Source organism: Pseudoalteromonas sp. SG43-3 (assembly GCF_014164385.1).
GTDB classification, from domain to species: domain Bacteria; phylum Pseudomonadota; class Gammaproteobacteria; order Enterobacterales; family Alteromonadaceae; genus Pseudoalteromonas; species Pseudoalteromonas distincta.
Genome location: NZ_JACJFC010000006.1, coordinates 1 through 18,841, shown reverse-complemented (window position 1 = coordinate 18,841; position 18,841 = coordinate 1). Strand labels below are relative to the sequence as shown.

At 38.3% G+C, this 18,841-nt stretch carries 14 protein-coding genes and 1 pseudogene; 7 read left to right on the top strand and 8 right to left on the bottom strand.

Features of this window, described 5'->3' with window-relative positions; translation table 11 throughout:
• The first annotated feature begins 6 nt into the window (after nucleotides 1-6).
• Entirely contained in the window at nucleotides 7-1,854 is a 1,848-nt protein-coding gene (locus H5157_RS06805) for an ABC transporter ATP-binding protein (RefSeq protein ID WP_182724414.1), read from the top strand.
• Nucleotides 1,855-1,981: 127 nt separating this feature from the next.
• Here the strand turns inward: H5157_RS06805 and H5157_RS06800 are convergent, their stop codons facing one another.
• From H5157_RS06800 to H5157_RS06790, 3 genes are all read right to left on the bottom strand, one after another.
• A complete protein-coding gene (locus H5157_RS06800; RefSeq protein ID WP_002963227.1) occupies nucleotides 1,982-2,401 on the bottom strand; it encodes an MAPEG family protein in 420 nt (139 codons plus the stop codon).
• Nucleotides 2,402-2,590: 189 nt separating this feature from the next.
• Nucleotides 2,591-4,978, bottom strand: coding sequence for a GGDEF domain-containing protein (locus H5157_RS06795; protein ID WP_182724413.1), 2,388 nt, complete (start codon nucleotides 4,976-4,978; stop codon nucleotides 2,591-2,593).
• Between the two features lie 177 nt (nucleotides 4,979-5,155).
• Nucleotides 5,156-6,259 carry an endonuclease/exonuclease/phosphatase family protein gene (locus H5157_RS06790; RefSeq protein ID WP_182724499.1) on the bottom strand — a complete coding sequence of 368 codons (1,104 nt, stop codon included), beginning with the start codon at nucleotides 6,257-6,259 and terminating at the stop codon, nucleotides 5,156-5,158.
• 506 nt (nucleotides 6,260-6,765) lie between these two features.
• Here H5157_RS06790 and H5157_RS06785 point away from each other — a divergent pair.
• The 4 genes from H5157_RS06785 to H5157_RS06770 all read left to right on the top strand — a co-directional run bounded on the left by H5157_RS06785 (nucleotide 6,766) and on the right by H5157_RS06770 (nucleotide 12,618).
• Nucleotides 6,766-9,057 (top strand): peptidase U32 family protein, encoded by a 2,292-nt coding sequence (locus tag H5157_RS06785; RefSeq protein ID WP_182724412.1) that lies wholly within the window; start codon nucleotides 6,766-6,768, stop codon nucleotides 9,055-9,057.
• 10 nt (nucleotides 9,058-9,067) lie between these two features.
• On the top strand, nucleotides 9,068-9,727 hold the full coding sequence (locus H5157_RS06780; protein WP_182724411.1) for a glutathione S-transferase: 660 nt from the start codon (nucleotides 9,068-9,070) through the stop codon (nucleotides 9,725-9,727).
• 136 nt (nucleotides 9,728-9,863) lie between these two features.
• On the top strand, nucleotides 9,864-11,126 hold the full coding sequence (locus H5157_RS06775) for a valine--pyruvate transaminase (protein ID WP_182724410.1): 1,263 nt from the start codon (nucleotides 9,864-9,866) through the stop codon (nucleotides 11,124-11,126).
• Between the two features lie 292 nt (nucleotides 11,127-11,418).
• Nucleotides 11,419-12,618 carry an Nramp family divalent metal transporter gene (locus tag H5157_RS06770; RefSeq protein WP_182724409.1) on the top strand — a complete coding sequence of 400 codons (1,200 nt, stop codon included), beginning with the start codon at nucleotides 11,419-11,421 and terminating at the stop codon, nucleotides 12,616-12,618.
• A 102-nt stretch (nucleotides 12,619-12,720) separates the two neighbouring features.
• On the opposite strand, the gene H5157_RS06765 is transcribed toward H5157_RS06770, so the two are convergent.
• Nucleotides 12,721-13,173, bottom strand: a complete 453-nt coding sequence (locus tag H5157_RS06765; RefSeq protein WP_182724408.1) for a hypothetical protein — start codon at nucleotides 13,171-13,173, stop codon at nucleotides 12,721-12,723.
• Between H5157_RS06765 and H5157_RS06760 the strand changes: the two genes are divergently transcribed.
• Together H5157_RS06760 and H5157_RS06755 are read left to right on the top strand one after the other, a co-directional pair.
• Complete coding sequence (locus tag H5157_RS06760) at nucleotides 13,158-14,348, top strand: PQQ-dependent sugar dehydrogenase (RefSeq protein ID WP_182724407.1); 1,191 nt, start codon at nucleotides 13,158-13,160, stop codon at nucleotides 14,346-14,348. The genes H5157_RS06765 and H5157_RS06760 overlap by 16 nt on opposite strands.
• A 375-nt stretch (nucleotides 14,349-14,723) precedes the next feature.
• Nucleotides 14,724-15,776, top strand: coding sequence for a hypothetical protein (locus H5157_RS06755; protein WP_182719792.1), 1,053 nt, complete (start codon nucleotides 14,724-14,726; stop codon nucleotides 15,774-15,776).
• A gap of 131 nt (nucleotides 15,777-15,907) precedes the next feature.
• Here the strand turns inward: H5157_RS06755 and H5157_RS06750 are convergent.
• From H5157_RS06750 to H5157_RS06735, 4 genes and pseudogenes are all read right to left on the bottom strand, one after another.
• A pseudogene (locus tag H5157_RS06750) lies at nucleotides 15,908-16,087 on the bottom strand (serine--tRNA ligase); the annotation flags it as partial.
• Between the two features lie 235 nt (nucleotides 16,088-16,322).
• Nucleotides 16,323-17,297: a transposase gene (locus H5157_RS06745; RefSeq protein ID WP_182724406.1), complete on the bottom strand. Its 975-nt coding sequence runs from the start codon at nucleotides 17,295-17,297 to the stop codon at nucleotides 16,323-16,325.
• A gap of 288 nt (nucleotides 17,298-17,585) precedes the next feature.
• Nucleotides 17,586-17,867, bottom strand: a complete 282-nt coding sequence (locus tag H5157_RS06740) for a hypothetical protein (protein WP_182724405.1) — start codon at nucleotides 17,865-17,867, stop codon at nucleotides 17,586-17,588.
• A 150-nt stretch (nucleotides 17,868-18,017) separates the two neighbouring features.
• Complete coding sequence (locus H5157_RS06735; RefSeq protein WP_182724404.1) at nucleotides 18,018-18,725, bottom strand: hypothetical protein; 708 nt, start codon at nucleotides 18,723-18,725, stop codon at nucleotides 18,018-18,020.
• Nucleotides 18,726-18,841 lie beyond the last annotated feature (116 nt).

Genomic DNA, 18,841 nt, shown 5'->3' with positions numbered 1-18,841 from the left:
TTTAAAATGTATCGATTATTTGAAAAAATGACAAAAGCATTTCCTGAGGACCAACCCACTCAGCCGCCTTCTACTTTATTTGCTTTTTGTCGCCACTACACCAAAGGAATGGAACTGTCGTTGCTGCTTATGTCAATCAGTGCCGCCATGCTCGCTATTTTAGAGGTTTCTTTATTTAGCTACATGGGCCAACTTGTTGATTGGTTAACCGCCTACACGCCCGAAACTTTATTTATAGAGCAAAAGTCTGAACTTATTAAAATGGCTGTCATGCTGTTATTAGTATTGCCCATTGTTGTCTTTTTCCATTCTGCTATTTTGCACCAAGCATTGCTTGGCAATTATCCTATGTCAATTCGTTGGTTAGCACATCGTTATTTACTGCGCCAAAGTGTTAGCTTTTATCAAAATGAATTTGCAGGAAGAATAGCCACTAAAGTACTGCAAACTTCTTTAGCCGTTCGCGAAACAGTGACCAAACTACTCGATGTATTAATGTATATCGTGGTTTATTTTGGCTCAATGGTATTTTTAGTTGCCGAAGCTGATTGGCGCTTAATGATCCCTTTATTAGTTTGGTTGGTTTTATACATTTGCGTGCAACTTTACTTTGTACCGCGCCTTAAAAAAATTGCCAGCTCACAAGCCGATGCGCGCTCAGAAATGACTGGTCGTATTGTTGATAGTTACACTAACATTTCAACTATTAAATTGTTTTCGTATACCCAGCGTGAAGAGCAATACGCAAAACAAAGCATGGATGTATTTTTACAGCCTGTGTACAAGCAAATGCGCTTAGTAACCAGCTTAAACTTTGTTATTCAAAGCTTAAATTACATATTAGTATTTTCGGTTGCCGCTGTATCACTTTATTTATGGTCGCTTAGCGTAATTAGCGCCGGAGCTATTGCTGTTGCTGTTAGCTTAGCGCTTAGATTAAACGGTATGGCGCAGTGGATCATGTGGGAAATAAGCAGCTTGTTCGAAAACATTGGCACCGTAGCCGATGGTATGAAAACACTGTCGAACCCTATCGAAGTTGCCGATAAACCAAATGCTGATACGCTTAACGTAAGCCAAGGTGCTATTGAGTTTAACAACGTACACTTTAACTACGGCAAAGCTGCAAAAGAGACTAATCGCAGCCCTGTAATGAACGGTTTAAACTTAAATATTAAACCTGGCGAAAAAATTGGTTTAGTCGGTCGCTCTGGCGCGGGTAAATCAACACTTGTTAACTTATTACTGCGCTTTTACGATACCGACTCTGGAACAATAAAAATTGATGGGCAAAACATCACAGACGTTAGCCAAGAAAGCCTACGCCGCTACATAGCAATGGTAACGCAAGATACCTCCTTGCTTCATCGCTCAGTAAAAGACAATATTTTGTACGGTCGCCCCGATGCAACCCACGATGAGATGATCAACGCGACCAAACAAGCTAAGGCGCTTGAGTTTATAAACGACTTGGTCGACAGCAAAGGCAATAAAGGCTTTGATGCACAAGTGGGCGAACGCGGTGTTACGCTTTCAGGCGGTCAACGCCAACGTATTGCTATTGCACGTGTACTACTTAAAAATGCACCCATACTTATACTCGACGAAGCCACCAGCGCACTCGACTCAGAAGTAGAAGCCGCAATTCAGGCAAGTCTTGATGATTTAATGACAGGTAAAACAGTTATTGCCATAGCGCACAGGCTATCAACCATTGCACAAATGGATAGATTAATTGTACTTGATGACGGCGGCGTAGTTGAGCAAGGCACTCATGAACAATTAATCGCTAAGGGTGGAATATACGCAGCCCTATGGACACACCAAACAGGCGGGTTTATAGGCGTCGATTAGCCATTAATATTACATTACGGTAGAGGTAGTTTTATTCTGCTTCTACTTTAAACAAAAAAGCGAAGATGCCTTAAAGGCTCTTCGCTTTTTTTATCGTTATAAATAAATTTTATAACTTTTTTATAAATTAAGAGATTAGCCTTAACCCTATCATTATCAGCATAACCACATTAGCAAGTACGCCGATTAAAAAAAAGTAACTACGTGGGCTTGGGTTTTTCTCCGTTGCTATAGCGTAGTACAGCGCCATGTGAATTAAACGCGCAATTAAATACACCCAAATACACATTGCAAAAATCGGGCTTTGATAATTAATTACAAACGCAAATAACACCGTACCTATAAATAATGCACTGTTTTCAAGCGTATTATGAAACGTACGATGTGCTCTAAATATAAAGCTGTCGTGCGATAAATCCTCGTCAATTTTACCTGGTACAGCATTTGGTTCTTTAGCTTTGCTAAAAGTAGCCACAGCCCACTGTACAAGCAACATAATTAAATAGAGGTAAAATGCCAAATAGGCCGAAAGTGCAACTTCAGTCATTATTAAATCCCTTGTTTTGTTTTTAACTTAGTATTGATTGCAATTTTGAAGCCTAAGCTAACATACTGATATTAAAAGGGTTAATCTAATAGACCTAATTACATATGTAAGTAACACACAGCATTGTATAAAATTTACTTGTTATAATTTTAAAAAATAACATCAAAACTAAACTGTATACTGCTGGATTTACTCCGATCTATAAAGTTTAAACTCTTCAAGCGAAGCATCCCATAACGCTACCTGATTACGCCCCAAGGACTTAGCCTCATAAAGAGCTAAATCAGCCTGTTCAATCAACTCAGAAGGTGTTCTGGCTTTAAATTTAATAGACGTAACCCCAAAGCTACACGTAACAGGAATATCTTCAAATGTCGCTTTTTCAACTTTAATACGAATAGCCTCAGCTATACGTATTGCTTGCTCTTGAGTTGTGTTGGGCAAAATAATACAAAATTCTTCGCCACCAAAACGGGCCACGCTATCACTTTTACGTATATTAGCTTGTAAAAGTTCGGCTACGCCACAAAGTACTGTGTCACCAATGCTATGCCCATAGGTGTCGTTAACGCTTTTAAAATGATCAATATCGACCATTAAAATACAGTACTCTTCAATCTGAGGTAAATCCATAAAGTCGCGATTCATAACCTCAAATAAAATACGACGGTTATAACAATTGGTCAAAGGGTCTCTTGCTGCCAAATAGTCTAACTCTTCATTACGTTTTTTAGAGGCAATAAAACTTCTATAAACCAGTAATACAATAGCTAAACAAGCGGCTAATAAAAATGCTAGCGCAATACTGGCGTATTTATTCTTTGAAAGCTCTAGCTCTGATATAACTCTAGCTTGGGCGGCGATTTCAATTTGATTATTTTTCTTTTCAAGCTCAAGCTTATGGCGTTTTTCTTTTTCTCTTAACGTCTCAAGCTCTATTTCCATTTTGTGCGAATGTAAATGTGCTTTTTCAAGCGCCAATTTATCTTCATTTCTTTCATTTTGAATGATATCGGTTAGGGCTATTTCTTCTTCTGCATAACGAAGTGACTCTTCTATACGACCACGCAATTTTTCTGCTATTCGAATTTCACGATAGGCATATAGCATATGTAATTTATCATCTATTTCGGTTGATAAAGCGAGTGACCTTTTCAGTAAAGAAATCGCCTCATTTGTATCAATACCAATTAAAATGCCCGCAAGCGCAGTAAGCGACTTTATCTCATAAAGTTTACCACCTGTTTCTCTGGCAAACGACAATGACTCTTTGTAATACTCTATAGCCTTGTTGTTATTTCCTTGGGCACGATAAATATTACCAATAATACGTGCTGTTGTAGAAATGTACGATGTAAGGTTTTTGTTTTTATAAGTGATATAAGCTTTTTTAGCATATTGCATTGCTGATGCTAAGTCGCCAGATTCGAGGTTAATAACAGCCATTTCTCTTAAAGCTGAAGCGAGCGTTTTTTCCTCGACCATACCTTTTGGCAAATCGATAGTTATTTGATAGAAAAATTCGGCCTGATCAAACTGCCTTAATCGTGTATATACCAGTCCCATTTGATTTGATGTTTTAGCAATCCCAAGCATGTTATTTACTTTTTTATAATATAAATATGCCTCATTTATATGTTCAAGTGATTTTTCATAAAGGTTAATATGACGATAAATAATACCCGCCCCTAGTAATGCCTTAGCAAAGCCAACAGGGTCGTCAATGTCTTTATGTATTTCTAATGCGCGAGTGGAGTAATCAAGGGCTAAAACTAAGTTATCTAAATAACGGTGTGCTTCTGCTAGTGTATTTAAAGTACGCGCCATTAGCTTTAAATCACCTAAATTAGAATATACCTCTAAAGCTTTTGTATAAAAGTGAGCCGTTTGCTCTCTATTTTTGAGGCGTTTATACGACTGAGCTAATTTTTTATACGTTTCACCTAACTGTCTTTGTATTAATTCGTCTTCGTCAACAAGGTATTTTAAAGCAGATGTATATTGCGCGTTCGCGTTATTGTACTTTTTTTGTTCATAAAACGAATCCCCCTTAGTAAGGAGCACTTGCGCTATAAAAAAGTCATCGCCATATACAAGGGTTGTTGGTAATAAAGTTTCAATGCGGATAGTAAGTTCGTCATAACGTTTTTCTTCTAATAATATATTTATATAATTAATAGATGCCTTTATTTGGTTTCGTGAATCATTTAATTTGCTGTAGTAAACAGAGGATTGTAAAAAGTGCTCGAGTGATTCATTAATATTGTTATTTTTTTTATTCGCCCTACCTAGCAAGTTATGTAGCTTTGCGCTGAGTAACGTGTCATCAGCACTTTGCGCTTGTGACAACAACGACTTACTTAGTTCAATACTTGTTATAACGTCAGTATCTATAAGTAATTCAGCTCTTTTTAGCAGCCCTGCATTAGATTCATTAGTTAAATTGTATGAGGTGGTTTCTTGTGCGTAAGCGCTGTTTAAGCTAACAAACAAAGCAAAAAGCAAAGCTTTCACTAAAAATGTAAAATTATAAATTCGCTTTACAATGAAACTATGTATTTGCGAAGGTAAATCCATATTTCGCTTATGATTCAAGTAGGTATAAAATTCCATATTTACCATTTTAGTAATTTATTATTAATACAATTCAAAAGGCTGATGATAAAATATACAAACCGGCGCAATACATCAAGTATTGCTGCTATATGAATACTTTTAATTTATAATTTTAGCATAATTATGCATAGAGCAAGCCTAGCTTCTTAGTTTTAGTGTAACTAACACAATACCATGATCGGTACTTAAATCATCACGCTCAAATTCGGGGTTAATTAAGTGACGATCATAAGTATTATACTCAATCACCTCAAAAAAACTGCCAAGGTAGCTGGCATCAAACTCACAAGATAATAAAATATAATCAAGCACGGAGCTGCTCGCGCCATAATAATGTGTTGGTGCTCTTAAGGGCATAAGCTTAGTTGCATTAACATTTTTTGCTTCGTTTTCATCAGCTAAATCAAAAATGCTATTGCTTTCACTATCGCTTATTTCATCGCTAGTCATTGCCTCACCATTAGACAGTTCATCTTCGCTTAGCTGCGACTTAACAAACAAATCCCATGAATCATTTAAACAATATTTAGCGAGGTAGGTTTTAGCATCAAATGTAGGCGCAAAGCGTAGCGTACTTGTCAGTAAATGGCTTAATACGCCATCCGCTAGTTCATTATTAAAGTCCCCCATTAATAGCATGGGTTGTTGCGTAGCTTCGCGACGGGCAATCATTTGTATCATTAGTAATGTAGCTTCACTGCCACGCTGAATAGTTGAGCCCCACCCACCCGCTACATTCGCTTTTAAAATTTCAATTATGTTTTGCTCGGGTGTAAGCTCTTTATTATGCTCATCGACATTAATCATTGGGCGCTTAGATTTAAAATGCACCACGTAACAATCAGTATTGCCTATATGCGGCAGCGTTATAGTTGCTCTTAGTACTTTACGACTAAAAGTAAACTCACTATTAAGGCCAAGCGCATTTGCAAGCTCACTATCGTGCTCAACCGCTGCTACTTCAACTATGGGGTATTTAGAGGCGATTGCCACTACAGGGCGTTTATAAATAAAGTCATCAATCACCTCTGGCGTATCAACTACAGCAAAGTAATTATAACCTTGCTCGCCTACTAGCTCTTTTAATGAGTCAATGCTAAACACTTCCTGAAAACCAATCACATCAGGGGCATGCTGCGTTAAGTAATCAACAATCCAACGCTGCTTTTTAGCCCACTGCTGCACAGTATAAATTTTCTCAAACTCATAGTATGCATTGGGCGGCTCAAGATAGTTAAACAGGTTAAATGTGGCTATTTTTAGTTGGGTGTTAATAATTCCAGATTCATCACTTTTTAAATCTGTATCTAACTGTTTAAGATCTTGATTGCTGATGGGGTTCGCCTAAGTAAAGTTGAAAGTGTTGCTGGCTTATAAACTATCATTTTATTACATGTTTACGTAATAAATCAGCCAGCTTAATTGTAATTTTATACACTCTTTTACTTTATACCAATCCGAAATAATACTTAATCATTTTGCGGGGCTAAACGTGTCGCTACCTGTGTTAAAAAATTCTCATTTACGACTGCATGGATGCAGAAGGTAGAGCAATGCAGGAGCAATTGCCGAGAACAACTAAATAGCGAATTTTTTGCCTAGCAATCAACACGTTTTTCCAGCCTCAAAATAGATCACTTAATTAAGCGAATTGGTATTAGTCTTTATTATATCCCTCAATAAATAGCATTAACGTGCTTAACCATATAAAATTCGCGGCAATTAAATATGAGCGAAGCGACATTGTAATGAGTAGAAAGATTGAACTATTAGCCCCAGGCGGTGATGTTAACGCGGTAAAAGCCGCCATTGTAGCCGGTGCTAATGCGGTTTATTGTGGGTTAGATACCTTTAATGCACGTAACCGAGCGTCTAATCTTTCGTTTGATGAGCTTAACGGCGCACTTCGCCTAGCCCATGAATACGGCTGTGAAATATTTTTAACGCTAAATGTAGTTATATTAGAGCACGAAATGGGCGCGCTATTTAAGCTACTTAACCAACTCGTAAATACCACGCTCGATGGCATTATTGTGCAAGATTTAGGGTTATTCAATATAGTTAAAAAGCACTTTCCTACTTTGCATATTCACGCATCAACTCAGTTAACCACCCATAACGAATCACAGGTTGAGTTTTTAGCGCGCATTGGCGCTACACGTGTAAATTTATCGCGCGAGCTTAACCTAACTGAAATTAAAATATTGACCGACGTAGCGCACAAATGTGATGTATTAACCGAGGTGTTTGTACATGGTGCATTGTGTATTGCGTTTTCGGGGCAATGTTATTCAAGCTCAGTAAGTGTGGGTAACTCAGGTAACCGTGGTCGTTGCTCACAAGCATGTCGTGATGAATACGAGCCAACGGCTATGGGTAACAAACATCCGTTAAATTTAAAAGACAATTCAGCCTATTTTGATTTACCAGAGCTGGTAGCCGCAGGTGTTGACTCGTTAAAAGTAGAAGGTCGCATTAAAGGTGCTAACTACGTTCATACCGTTATTGATAGCTGGCGCAAACAAATAGATACCTTTGTACAAACAGGTAACTTAATTGAAGACGATTCAAGCTTATACAAAGTATTTAACCGTAATTTTACTAATAAGTTTTTGCAAGGTGACATGACAAAAAACATGTTTACCGACAACCCGCGCGACCATAGCTTTGATCACGCTAACGAAAAGAGTAACGCGATTTCGGTTGTGCAAATTTACGATGCACAACAAGAGCTCGCCGCAGAAAAAAATGACATTGATACGTTAGTTAAAAAGAAAATTGAGTTTTTAGATATTTCAAAGCGAGAACTACGCTTTGAGTTTAGCGGCCAATTAAACCAGCCATTTACAGTAACACTGACAATAAACGATAAACACAACAACACCCTAGCAGAGCAAAGCGCTCTGCAACCTCTACGCTTTGAAGTTCAATCGCAAATGCCTATGCAAACCGCCGATAAATCGATTGTGGACATTGCAGCTATTGATAAACGCTTTAAAACCTTTAGTAATGCCAATTTTGAAATTAAAAATATGGATTACTCAAACTTAGGCAACAACTTGAGCATTCCGTTTAAAGAGCTTGCCCGTATTAAAAAGCAAGTCGCGTTTTTATTAAACGAAGGCAAAGACGTACTTGCCCCTGTTGAACTGCCAAAACTAGTAAACCACCCTAAAGCCGATAACAAAACAACACTCTCTATTTTAATATCGGACATAAAAGACGTTCATCTATGTGATTTAACAGATGGCGATGTTTACTTTAAATTACCAGAGAGCTTTAGAACCGATAACGATAAATACATTAATGTATTTTTAGAGCACCCACATTTAATTCCGTGGTTTCCGGCGGTGTTAATTGGTAAAGATTTTGAAGAAGCGGTACGTTTGCTAGAGGTTGTAAAACCTAAGCTTATTATTAGTAACAACACAGGCGTTGCATTTAAAGCAGTACAAATGGGTATTGACTGGATTGCAGGCCCGTTGTTAAACACCACAAACTCTTATGCGTTACTTACACTACAAGAAGATTTAAACGCAAAAGGCGCGTTTATTTCAAACGAAATAAACAAACCACAAATGCGTAATATTAAACGCCCTAACAACTTTAAAATGATGTACAGCATTTATCATCCAATACTAATGATGACTAGCCGACAATGTTTTTTCCAACAAACCGTTGGCTGTAAAAAACCACGTATTGACGCAAGCTGTATGCTGAGCTGTAAAAAAGAAACCACCGTTACCAATGTTAAAGGTATTAGCTTTGCTATTGATAAACAAAAAGGCGGCTACCCAAGTATTTACAACCATGAGCAATTTTTAAACATGGATATTGTGAGTGACTTTGCCGACAAATTTGACGAATTTATGATTGATTTAACCGACATTGGTTCAGGCGATAAAGAAAAACTGGATAAAGCCGTGTTACTTGCGCATTTTCAAGATTTAATTAACGGGCAAACACAAGCGGTTGAACACTTAAATAGCTTGGTTAAAGTACAAACCCGCCAGCAGTATGTTGAAGGCCTTAACAGCTAAGGTAACTAACATGACATTGCCATTATTATATTCATTACAACACTGCCCATACGCAATGCGTGCACGAATGGGTATTTTAATGGCAGAGCAACAAGTACTCCTACGCGCTATAAAAACTAAAAATAAGCCACCGCATCTTTTGGAAATATCACCAAAAGGCACGGTGCCTGTTTTATTACTGCCGGATAATCAAGTTATAGATGAAAGCCTAGATATTATGCTGTGGGCTTTAAAGCAAAACGATCCGTATAATTTACTGCATACTCAAAACCCATTAGCACTTGAGCGCATGCTTGAATTAATTAAGTTAAACGACACACAATTTAAACCAGTGCTCGAAAAGTACAAATTTTATGCGCGCACAAAAGACATGGCACAAATTTATTACCAAAAAGCCTGCGAAGAGTTTATTAAGCAATTCGAAGCAAAACTAATCACGCATAAATACTTAATGGGCAATGAAAAAAGCCTAGCCGATTATGCCCTGCTACCGTTTATTAGACAGTTTGCCCGCGTAGATAAACACTGGTACTTGCAAAGTGAATACACGCATGTGCGCGCTTGGTTAAACGAGTTTTTACACGCCCCCATGTTTACCAAAGTTATGACCAAATTTGATTTGTATATGGACTGTGGCGAAGAATTTTTATACGGCGTTAAAAAGCCTTAACTTAGCCCTGATCTTATAATAAATTACCTTGCCATTATTAGCTGTAAAACCAAGCATTGAATTATTCTCATCATCGAATTTAAGCCCTTTATTTACGCTATACTGCCCTCCCCATTACTAACAAACGCTATGCATTATGAACTACTCAAACTTTGGCACTAAATTCACACAACCCAACGGCATTACTCAGTTAATGGAAGATTTAGGTGGTGCTAAAAACAGCAACAATCCTAATATTGTTATGCTGGGTGGCGGTAATCCCGCACTAGTACCACAAGTAAATGAGGTTTTTTTAAGTGAATTACAAAAACTCGTTGCCAGTAACAAGGTATTGCAGGTATTTGGCCTTTACGACGGCCCAACCGGTAACGACGAGTTTAGAGCGGCATTAGCAGGCCAGCTAAGTAAAGAGTATGCATGGGATATTAGCGCCGATAACATAGCACTTGGTAATGGCAGCCAAGCTAACTTTTTTGTGCTGTTTAATATGTTGGCAGGCGAAATGCCGGACGGCAGCCATAAAAAGATTTTATTCCCCCTTGCGCCAGAGTACATAGGTTATGCCGATCAAGGTTTATCGGCTGATATGTTTGTTGCCATAAAGCCTGATATCGAAATTTTAAATACAGGTAGTGCATCAAAACAGTTTAAATACGTCATTGATTTTAAAGCAGTTGAAAAAGTACTAGCAAATGACAGCAGCATAAGCGCACTGTGCGTATCACGCCCTACCAATCCAACGGGTAATGTAATTACTGACGATGAAGTAAAACACCTTGATTTGCTCGCTAAGCAATATGGCATTCCACTCATTATTGATAACGCGTACGGCGATCCGTTCCCAGGTTGTATTTACACCGATGCAAACCTAACGTGGAACTCAAACATTATTTTATGTATGTCACTTTCAAAACTTGGCCTACCGGGTTTACGCAGCGGTATTGTGGTTGCCAATAATGAGATTATTAAAGCAATTGGCCGCGTAAATGGCAGCATGGTGTTATCGCCAAATAGTATTGGTCCAAGCTTAGTGACACGCTTAATTAACGACGACGAACTACTGCCACTGTGCCGTAATGTTGTACTGCCTTTTTATCGTAATAAAGCACACATAGCGATTGAGTTGTTTGACGAAGTATTTGCCGAACTGCCTGTTTATTTGCACAAAGTTGAAGGCGCATTTTTTATGTGGCTGTGGTTTAAAGATGCAAGAATAACAAGCGAGGTGTTGTATCAACAACTTAAAGAGCAAGACGTGTATGTGATCCCAGGTCACAACTTTTTTATCGGCATTGACGACAGCTGGGCGCACAAGCACGAGTGTATCCGTATTAACTATGCTACCGATGCAGATACCCTAAAAAAAGGCTTAGAAGCGATTAAAAGCCTAATAAAGTAAATATAAAGATGCCGATATAAATATCGGCATCAGTCATTTAACTCGCTTATATATTCGTTTAAAATTCATGCAAACGCACTGTATCCCCTTTAAATTTATATACAAGTTGGTATCCTACGTGCCCTTTTTTAACATATGCTTATAAAAAGAAATCGTCAAGGAGCGAATACTGCAGCAAGGCACTTACTGTAAGTGACAGCTTTAACACAACAGGCATCGCGTATAATTATTGATTTTAAACGTAAGATGTAACTTTAAATAGCAACATGCATTAGCACTATTAAGGTCAATTATGCGATTAGGACCAGGACTACTCGTCACTGCAGCCTTCATTGGGCCAGGAACAATTACTACCGCCAGCGTGGCAGGTGCAAACTTTGGTTTTGCACTTATATGGACATTACTGTTTTCAGTAGTTGCCACTATATTATTACAATCTATGGCGGCGCGCCTTGGCGTTGCTACTGGGCAAGATTTAGCTCAAGCGCTCAGAGCACATATTCAAACGCCTTTATTTAAATCTTTAGCTATATTTTTAGTCATTAGCGCCATTGGCGTGGGCAGTGCAGCTTATGAAGCGGGCAACTTAAGTGGCGCTAGCATGGGATTAATTGAAATATTCCCTCAAGTTAGTCCTCAACTATGGACACCACTTATTGCTTTTTTTAGTGCAGCTTTACTGTATAGCGGCAAACATAAAGTGGTTGAAAACGCGCTAATTTTACTCGTTATTTTAATGAGCTTAGTGTTTATCTCAACACTTGTAATGGCAGCGCCTTCACTGGGTGATGTATTTGCTGGTTTTATTCCTAGTATGCCTGAAGGCTCTATTACAACCATACTAGCTTTAGTTGGTACTACCATTGTGCCGTATAACTTATTTTTGCACTCCGGCGTACTCGCTGCTAGACACGACAGTAACAGCGACATGCAAAAAGTGATTAAACAAACAAATGTTGATACAGGCCTATCAATCACTTTAGGTGGTGTTATCACTTTAGCTATTTTATCTACAGCTTCAGTTGCATTTTATGGCACCGATGCGGGGCAAATTAGTGCGGCTAACATGGCCGTGCAACTAGAGCCATTGCTTGGCGACGCCGCTCATTACTTTTTTGCTATTGGCTTATTTGCTGCAGGTTTAACAAGTGCTATTACAGCGCCGCTTGCCGGTGCTTATGCTGTGTGTGGCATGTTAGGCTGGTCTAACGATATGAGCAACACGCGCTTTAAAGGCGTCGCTATTGTTATTTTATTGTTTGGTGCTGCGGTGGCCTCATTAGGTTTAGACCCAGTAGCGGTGATTATATTCGCACAAGCGGCTAACGGGTTATTACTCCCTATTGTTAGCACCTACCTTGTATGGCTGGTTAATCAAAAAGGGGTTATGGGAAACTACACTAACTCTTTGGCTTTAAACCTAGTCACCCTACCCGTTTTAATCCTAATTTTTGGGCTAAGTGGCTACAAACTAATTAGTTTAATTTTTTAATTAAACTCTAAAAACCATATTTAAAGGCCGCTGTTTACAATAAACAGCGGCCTTTATTTATTAATGACCAAATAACATATAAGCCGTACTTATATTCACACATCAACACGCTTTTTGGATTTTAGCTGCTTTAACTAATTGCGAAAACGCAAAACCACCTACCGCGCCAGCAAGCAGTTGAGCATAAAAACCCCAGCCTCTTGCGCCCGCTATAATATGAATATTCATAATTGATTCAATGGCAATTAACACAATAGAAAATGCCACAATGCCAGCAATAACAAATAGCTGAGTACTGTATTTTTGAACCTTTTTATTAAGCTTTGTTGTAGTAAAAAAAGCGATGGCAAGTGCCACAGCAATAATAGCCCCGTAGGTAGGTAGCAAGCCTAGCCAATCATCAAGCGTTAAACTAGCCCGATCACTAAAGCCCACCACTACACCTACATTAACTAATTGATTGACAACGTATTGGCTATGAAACAAGCTAGCAAGTGTGAATGTAAGTAACCAAGAAACTAAAAATGAAGGCAATATACGTGTTAAAAACGACATGGTTATCTCAACTTAAAATAAAGCTTTTTTCTTATACTAGTCATGCTAGCAAAGGCTTGCCCCGTAAACAATGTATCTCTTTTTTTACTTTGCTTTCGCTTTTTTCGTTTTCTGTTAATGCAAGCGCTGCGCTCCCAAAGGAGCAATACAGTACACAAACACTCGCTACGCAATTACAGTCTCCGTGGAGCATGGTTGAACTACCAAACGGCACATGGTTAATTACAGAGCGTGATGGCCACATAGTTATAGTTAAAAACAACGTGCAATCAAGAGTAAAATTAAACCTAACAGGTTTATACGTTGCAGGCCAAGGTGGTTTACTCGACATTGTATTATCACCAGATTATAACGACTCAAAAGGAGTTATTTTTACTTATGCCCAAGGTGATGCAAGCGCAAACAGGCTTGTTGTTGCCAAAGCCACGTTTAATGGCACTGACTTTTCAAAGCCTAACGTTATTTATAAAGTAGCGACTGATAAAAACACACCGCAACATTACGCAGGACGCGCCCTTGTCATACCCGACAATACATTATTAGTTTCAACAGGCGATGGGTTTGATTTTAGAGAGCAAGCACAGGTTATCAGCAGCCAACTTGGTAAAATATTACGTATAAACCTAGATGGCACCATTCCAACAGATAACCCATTTATTAATCACAAAAACCTAAATGCACATGCTGTTTACTCACTTGGTCATCGTAACCCTCAAGGCTTAGTTTATGATTACGATACGCAGCAAATTGTTAGCAACGAACACGGCCCTGCAGGCGGTGACGAGCTAAACTACTTAACCGCTGGCACTAATTATGGCTGGCCGGTAATCACCTATGGCAAAGATTACTCGCAAGCGCGTATTTCACCATTTACCGAATATAAAGGCATGCAAAAACCAAGTGTTAATTGGACGCCATCAATAGCGCCATCAGGCATGGCGTATTATGGCTCTAAACATGCAGCTTTTACTTCATTACAACAACATGTGCTAATCACAACGCTAGTCGATAAAAAGCTCTACAGCGTTAATCTGGCCAATGGTGAATTTACGCAGTCTCACGTATTTCCCAAGGCCGCAGGCAGGTTAAGAGATGTGTTTATAACTGATAAAGGTAACGTCGCAGTATTAACAGACGGTAAAGAGGCAAAGCTAATGTTGTTTAAAGCAAATTAATTCACAGAGGGATAAGAGCCGCTGCACTTTTAAAGTAAGTAGCGGCTTTAGTGCATCTAAGTTCTTATGTATGAAGTCTATATTAACCTTTAAGCTATAAAAAATAATTCTCATAAATTTTAACGATTTTTAATAACTTTAATTTATCTACTAAGATTAACACTTTAAATTAGGTACATGCCTGTTGTCTGTATAGTAGTGCGAATGCGCACTTCTTAAGTCCATCATTATCTGTTCCTTTTATTATAAAGAAGCAGTTCGTAATTAAGCTCAAGTAATCGTTCCCAAAATAATCACAATTTTAACGCGCCATTTATTTACAAATAAATCAATTGGTTTACAATTCGTACAAATTTAATTAAGAAGGAACTGAAGATGAAACAATCATTTACACTCATCGTAGTGGCTTTAGCTGTTGCCGGATGTGCTAGTACCAAAGTAGAAGATACAACTCCACTAAATCCAACTTCTGTACTGAAGGCTGAGTATGCAATTAATGGTTTATATGTACCTGACTACACAGGAAAGCAAACTGTACTAACTCGTGAATCGAAGCGAGTTATCCATGAAATAAATACATTTGATAGCTGGCTAATGCGCTGGGCAAATTCTGATAAGTCTCGTGTTTTTGATTCCCCTAAAAATAAAAGCTATTACATTGACTATGATGACGAGACATATAGCGAATGCCCTATGGCAGGTTGTGATGAAGTAAGCTTTACTGATAGCATTTTTGAGAAAGATGAAGATGCTGAAGAATATCAAACATACGAAGAAGTTGGTTGTAGTGTTGACTTGAAAGAGAATTCATTTACTGTAGAAAAAACGGGAAAAAGCCGAATAATTAATGGGTTCGATACAGAGCAGTACGTTGTTAACTGGACTACCCGCTACCACGATACCACTGGCGCAGAAGATAAAAACATAGTGACTTTTGATTTTTGGACCACAGCACAAAATGCAAAAACTAAACGTGCATTACAAGTTCATGAGAAGTTTCAAGACAGCTACCTTAAAGCTATTGGCGATGACAATGCATTAATGAACTTATTAGGTGCGCAAGCCTATAAAGCTATTGCAGGATTTACAGGTGATATAAGTAACGAAGATAATCAGTTCGTTGGTGAGATTGGCCAAAAATTAGCAACTATTAAAGGCTACCCAATTTCAGTTAAACTTGAATGGAAACAACAATTGAAAGCCTGTAAAACCGCACGTAAACCTGTTGATTACAGCGCCGGATTAGATGAAGTTGGTTCACAACTGCTTGGTGGGCTAATGGATAAAGGTAAAGAAATGGTAATGGATCACTGGCGTAAAGATCCTGTAGTGCGCTATGTTTACGAAATAAAGTCTGTTGAAATGAAAGACGTTCGCGATAGTAAATTTGTGGTACCTAAAGATTTTAAATTAATAAATCGCTCGTAACCTCTTAGCCATTAAAAGTACCGGCACTTAAGTGTCGATAAAAATTAGTACCGATATAAATTTTTACTCAATAAAAAAGCCGCTGTTTTTTAAACAGCGGCTTTTCTTTTAAAGCTTAACTAAACTGATTTTTATTGTTTACCAATCACTTCAAGTCCACCCATGTATGGGCGTAATACTTCTGGTACTACTACTGAACCATCAGCTTGTTGGTAGTTTTCTAGTATAGCTACTAGTGTACGGCCAACGGCTAAGCCTGAACCATTTAGTGTATGGAGTAACTCTGGTTTTTTAGCACCTTCACGGCGAAAGATTATTAGATTAGACAGCGATTATTAGATTAGACAGCCACTCCAATTGTAAACTAATCTAGCGCCACTAAATTTACTTTTTTGGGCTAAGAGTTCACCTCTTTTTATATCTTTACCCGCGCGTTACACATTAAATAAGCAATTATCACTGTTAAACCTAAATTACACGCATGAAAATGACTGCATAATGCAGTTGTGATTTATTACTGAATAGCTTTACCGAGTAGTTTAAGTTTTATGCCAGTAGCTTTTCGCAGTTACTGATATTCGCTCGCCGCTTTCGCTTTAAGTTTTCACAATAACCTTCTTGTGAGGCTGACCTGCCGACTGCACCATTAAATACACGCGTAAATTGTGTGGTGAGTTTTAACCAGTTTTCTGGGGAGATATTAACTCTTTCGAGTAAGAGTAAGTGTGTACTTTCAATATATCCACGTTTGTCTTCTCCTATACAGCGCCCTGTTAGCTCAACAAGCTCAAGGTACGATTTAAGCTCAAACGGCAGCCCTTTTGGCATAATTTGACGTGGCATGCCTGCAAAGCGCAGTAGTTGTTTTGGTTGTTTGCCATCCTTTGCATACGTTAAACGCTGTTTGATGCTGGTATGGTCTGACTCTTCTGGAGTGTTAGCCATTTTGGCTCTAATGGGGTTTAAATCGACATACGCCATGCAGGCCGCAAGGGCTGCTTCATCTAATAATGCTTGAGACGTAAATCGTCCCTCCCAAAAACGGCCAGTGCAGTTATCTTCTTTATTTGCTCTGCGAGCAATGTTTTCATTTAACAACCGCATAAACCAGCTAATACTTGATAGGCGCTCGCGGTATTGTTTTACTGTTTGATTAAAAAAGATAAGTTCAGCTTTACTTAGCTTTTCACCCTGTATGTATTTTTGCGTAAGTACAGTGCCTTGACACAGCTTGTGCCAGCGAATAACAATCGCTTTATCATTCAGCCGATTCACTTTTTTGTCATCAACATACAACACTAAGTGCGTATGATTGCTCATGACAGCATAAGCACAGACGTCAATACAAAATACCTTGGCTAACTCAAGCAGTTTGTCTTCAACCCAGCCTCTACGATGCTCGTAGGATTGACCTGTAAAGTGGTCTTCCCCACATAAAAATGCACGGCGTACGCAACGTGATATGCAATGGTAGTACTTTGTATCAACCAAACTTACTTGGCGCTTTCTTGCAATTGCCATAAGACACCCTGCTCATTTTTCACACTGATAAAAGCCTAGTACTTAGTTCACTAAACTGCAAAAAATAGGATGGGTGTCACTATTATTATTTTATTTAAAGGAAAGCCGGTTCGATACAGCCGAGCCGTTTGCCATTCTTTAATAAACAGCTGTCGTCGACCTATGGGGCTGTCTATTTTTACTTTCATTTTGTCTACATAGCTCAGCTTTTTGGGTGAATCATTATTTATAATAATTCACTCTTCATGCTGTTTTTGTTGGCTTTTTTTGTAATAATTAGGATGGGTGTCATCCTAATTTGTAATTCGGTAATACTTCTTGCCTGCTAAAATGGTATCTCAAAAAACCAGTATCTAATGTTGTAATATTGGTTAACCCTTCGCCTGCGATTAAATAATCCGATCTTATCAACTCACCAGCATCGGGTGATTTAGAAAGCTTTTGATTATTTATATTCTCACCAATATTCATATTCAGATATCTCTGATAGTCCTTATGACCGACAGTGCAACCCGAAAGGAAAAATAAAAGGAAAATACTAGCAATTATTTTCTTAAATTGTTCAAACACTGGAATATTGCACCATATAGATTTATACACATTACGCCCGCCTAAGCGGCAATTTAATAATGGGCCAAAATATTGAGCGCAGCGACAATAGCCCATTGTTAATTGTCCGAGCGAACTTAAGAGCGAATTGAGGCGCTGGTTATGTGTATTTTAAACTGAACCAAATATTTCTAGTTTATTGGTATCAAGAACAAAAATTGATAAAACCTCAGATTTAACTGAATAAATAAGTTTGCCTCCCTCTTTGAGCACGACTTTACCCAGTAACTGATTGAACAACCACTCCCTAGGCATAGATTCAGCAATAATTGAGGAATGAACCAATGCGTCACATTTATAAAGTTTTTGAACTAGTTGGAAAGTATTCAATTTATGATGACACTCAATTATGCAAGTGACTCCTTTTCGCTTCCAAGTTTTTTCAATATGAACCCATTCGTTTTTGAAGCCAGTGGATTTAAACTGTTCTATGGCATCAAACACTTCTGATTTCGGCAACTCAGCATATTTTTCAGCAACCTCAAAACCATGTTTTAGAATTTTCTCGAAAGCTAAATACTTTTCATCATCTGAGTGAATGAAACACCCTAAATCTTGTGAGATATTAACATGGGCAATTGCAGGATCTTTTCCCAGGCTAAACTCAGTTTCTACTGGTAACTTAGAGCAACTTATAACTAGTCTTGAAAATTTGCTACGAAAGTTAAGTGGGTATAAATGCCTTTCAATGAAATGAACCATAGATCTAGAATTCACAATCACAGTTTTTCGTTCTTCTTCGGTGTACGTGCTATCTAATACTAATTGAATATCCCAAAATCGAGTCATACTCACAACTTTCCCAATACACATAGACATAATGACTCCCACACGGTGTTAGCCTCCGCTTTTCGTGGGTTAGCTTAATTCAAAGCCAGAGCCATAATTAGTTTGTCAATTAACTAAACAGCAGAGGCTAACATGAATAAACATAG

What these genes read in the sequence shown, in the direction of transcription:
- H5157_RS06770 (WP_182724409.1), top strand. Translation starts at nt 11,419, where the DNA reads ATGCGATTAGGACCAGGACTACTCGTCACTGCAGCCTTCATTGGGCCA.
- H5157_RS06780 (WP_182724411.1), top strand. Translation starts at nt 9,068, where the DNA reads ATGACATTGCCATTATTATATTCATTACAACACTGCCCATACGCAATG.
- H5157_RS06775 (WP_182724410.1), top strand. Translation starts at nt 9,864, where the DNA reads ATGAACTACTCAAACTTTGGCACTAAATTCACACAACCCAACGGCATT.
- H5157_RS06755 (WP_182719792.1), top strand. Translation starts at nt 14,724, where the DNA reads ATGAAACAATCATTTACACTCATCGTAGTGGCTTTAGCTGTTGCCGGA.
- H5157_RS06785 (WP_182724412.1), top strand. Translation starts at nt 6,766, where the DNA reads ATGAGTAGAAAGATTGAACTATTAGCCCCAGGCGGTGATGTTAACGCG.
- H5157_RS06735 (WP_182724404.1), bottom strand. Translation starts at nt 18,725, where the DNA reads ATGTCTATGTGTATTGGGAAAGTTGTGAGTATGACTCGATTTTGGGAT.
- H5157_RS06745 (WP_182724406.1), bottom strand. Translation starts at nt 17,297, where the DNA reads ATGGCAATTGCAAGAAAGCGCCAAGTAAGTTTGGTTGATACAAAGTAC.
- H5157_RS06795 (WP_182724413.1), bottom strand. Translation starts at nt 4,978, where the DNA reads ATGGATTTACCTTCGCAAATACATAGTTTCATTGTAAAGCGAATTTAT.
- H5157_RS06765 (WP_182724408.1), bottom strand. Translation starts at nt 13,173, where the DNA reads ATGTCGTTTTTAACACGTATATTGCCTTCATTTTTAGTTTCTTGGTTA.
- H5157_RS06805 (WP_182724414.1), top strand. Translation starts at nt 7, where the DNA reads ATGTATCGATTATTTGAAAAAATGACAAAAGCATTTCCTGAGGACCAA.
- H5157_RS06800 (WP_002963227.1), bottom strand. Translation starts at nt 2,401, where the DNA reads ATGACTGAAGTTGCACTTTCGGCCTATTTGGCATTTTACCTCTATTTA.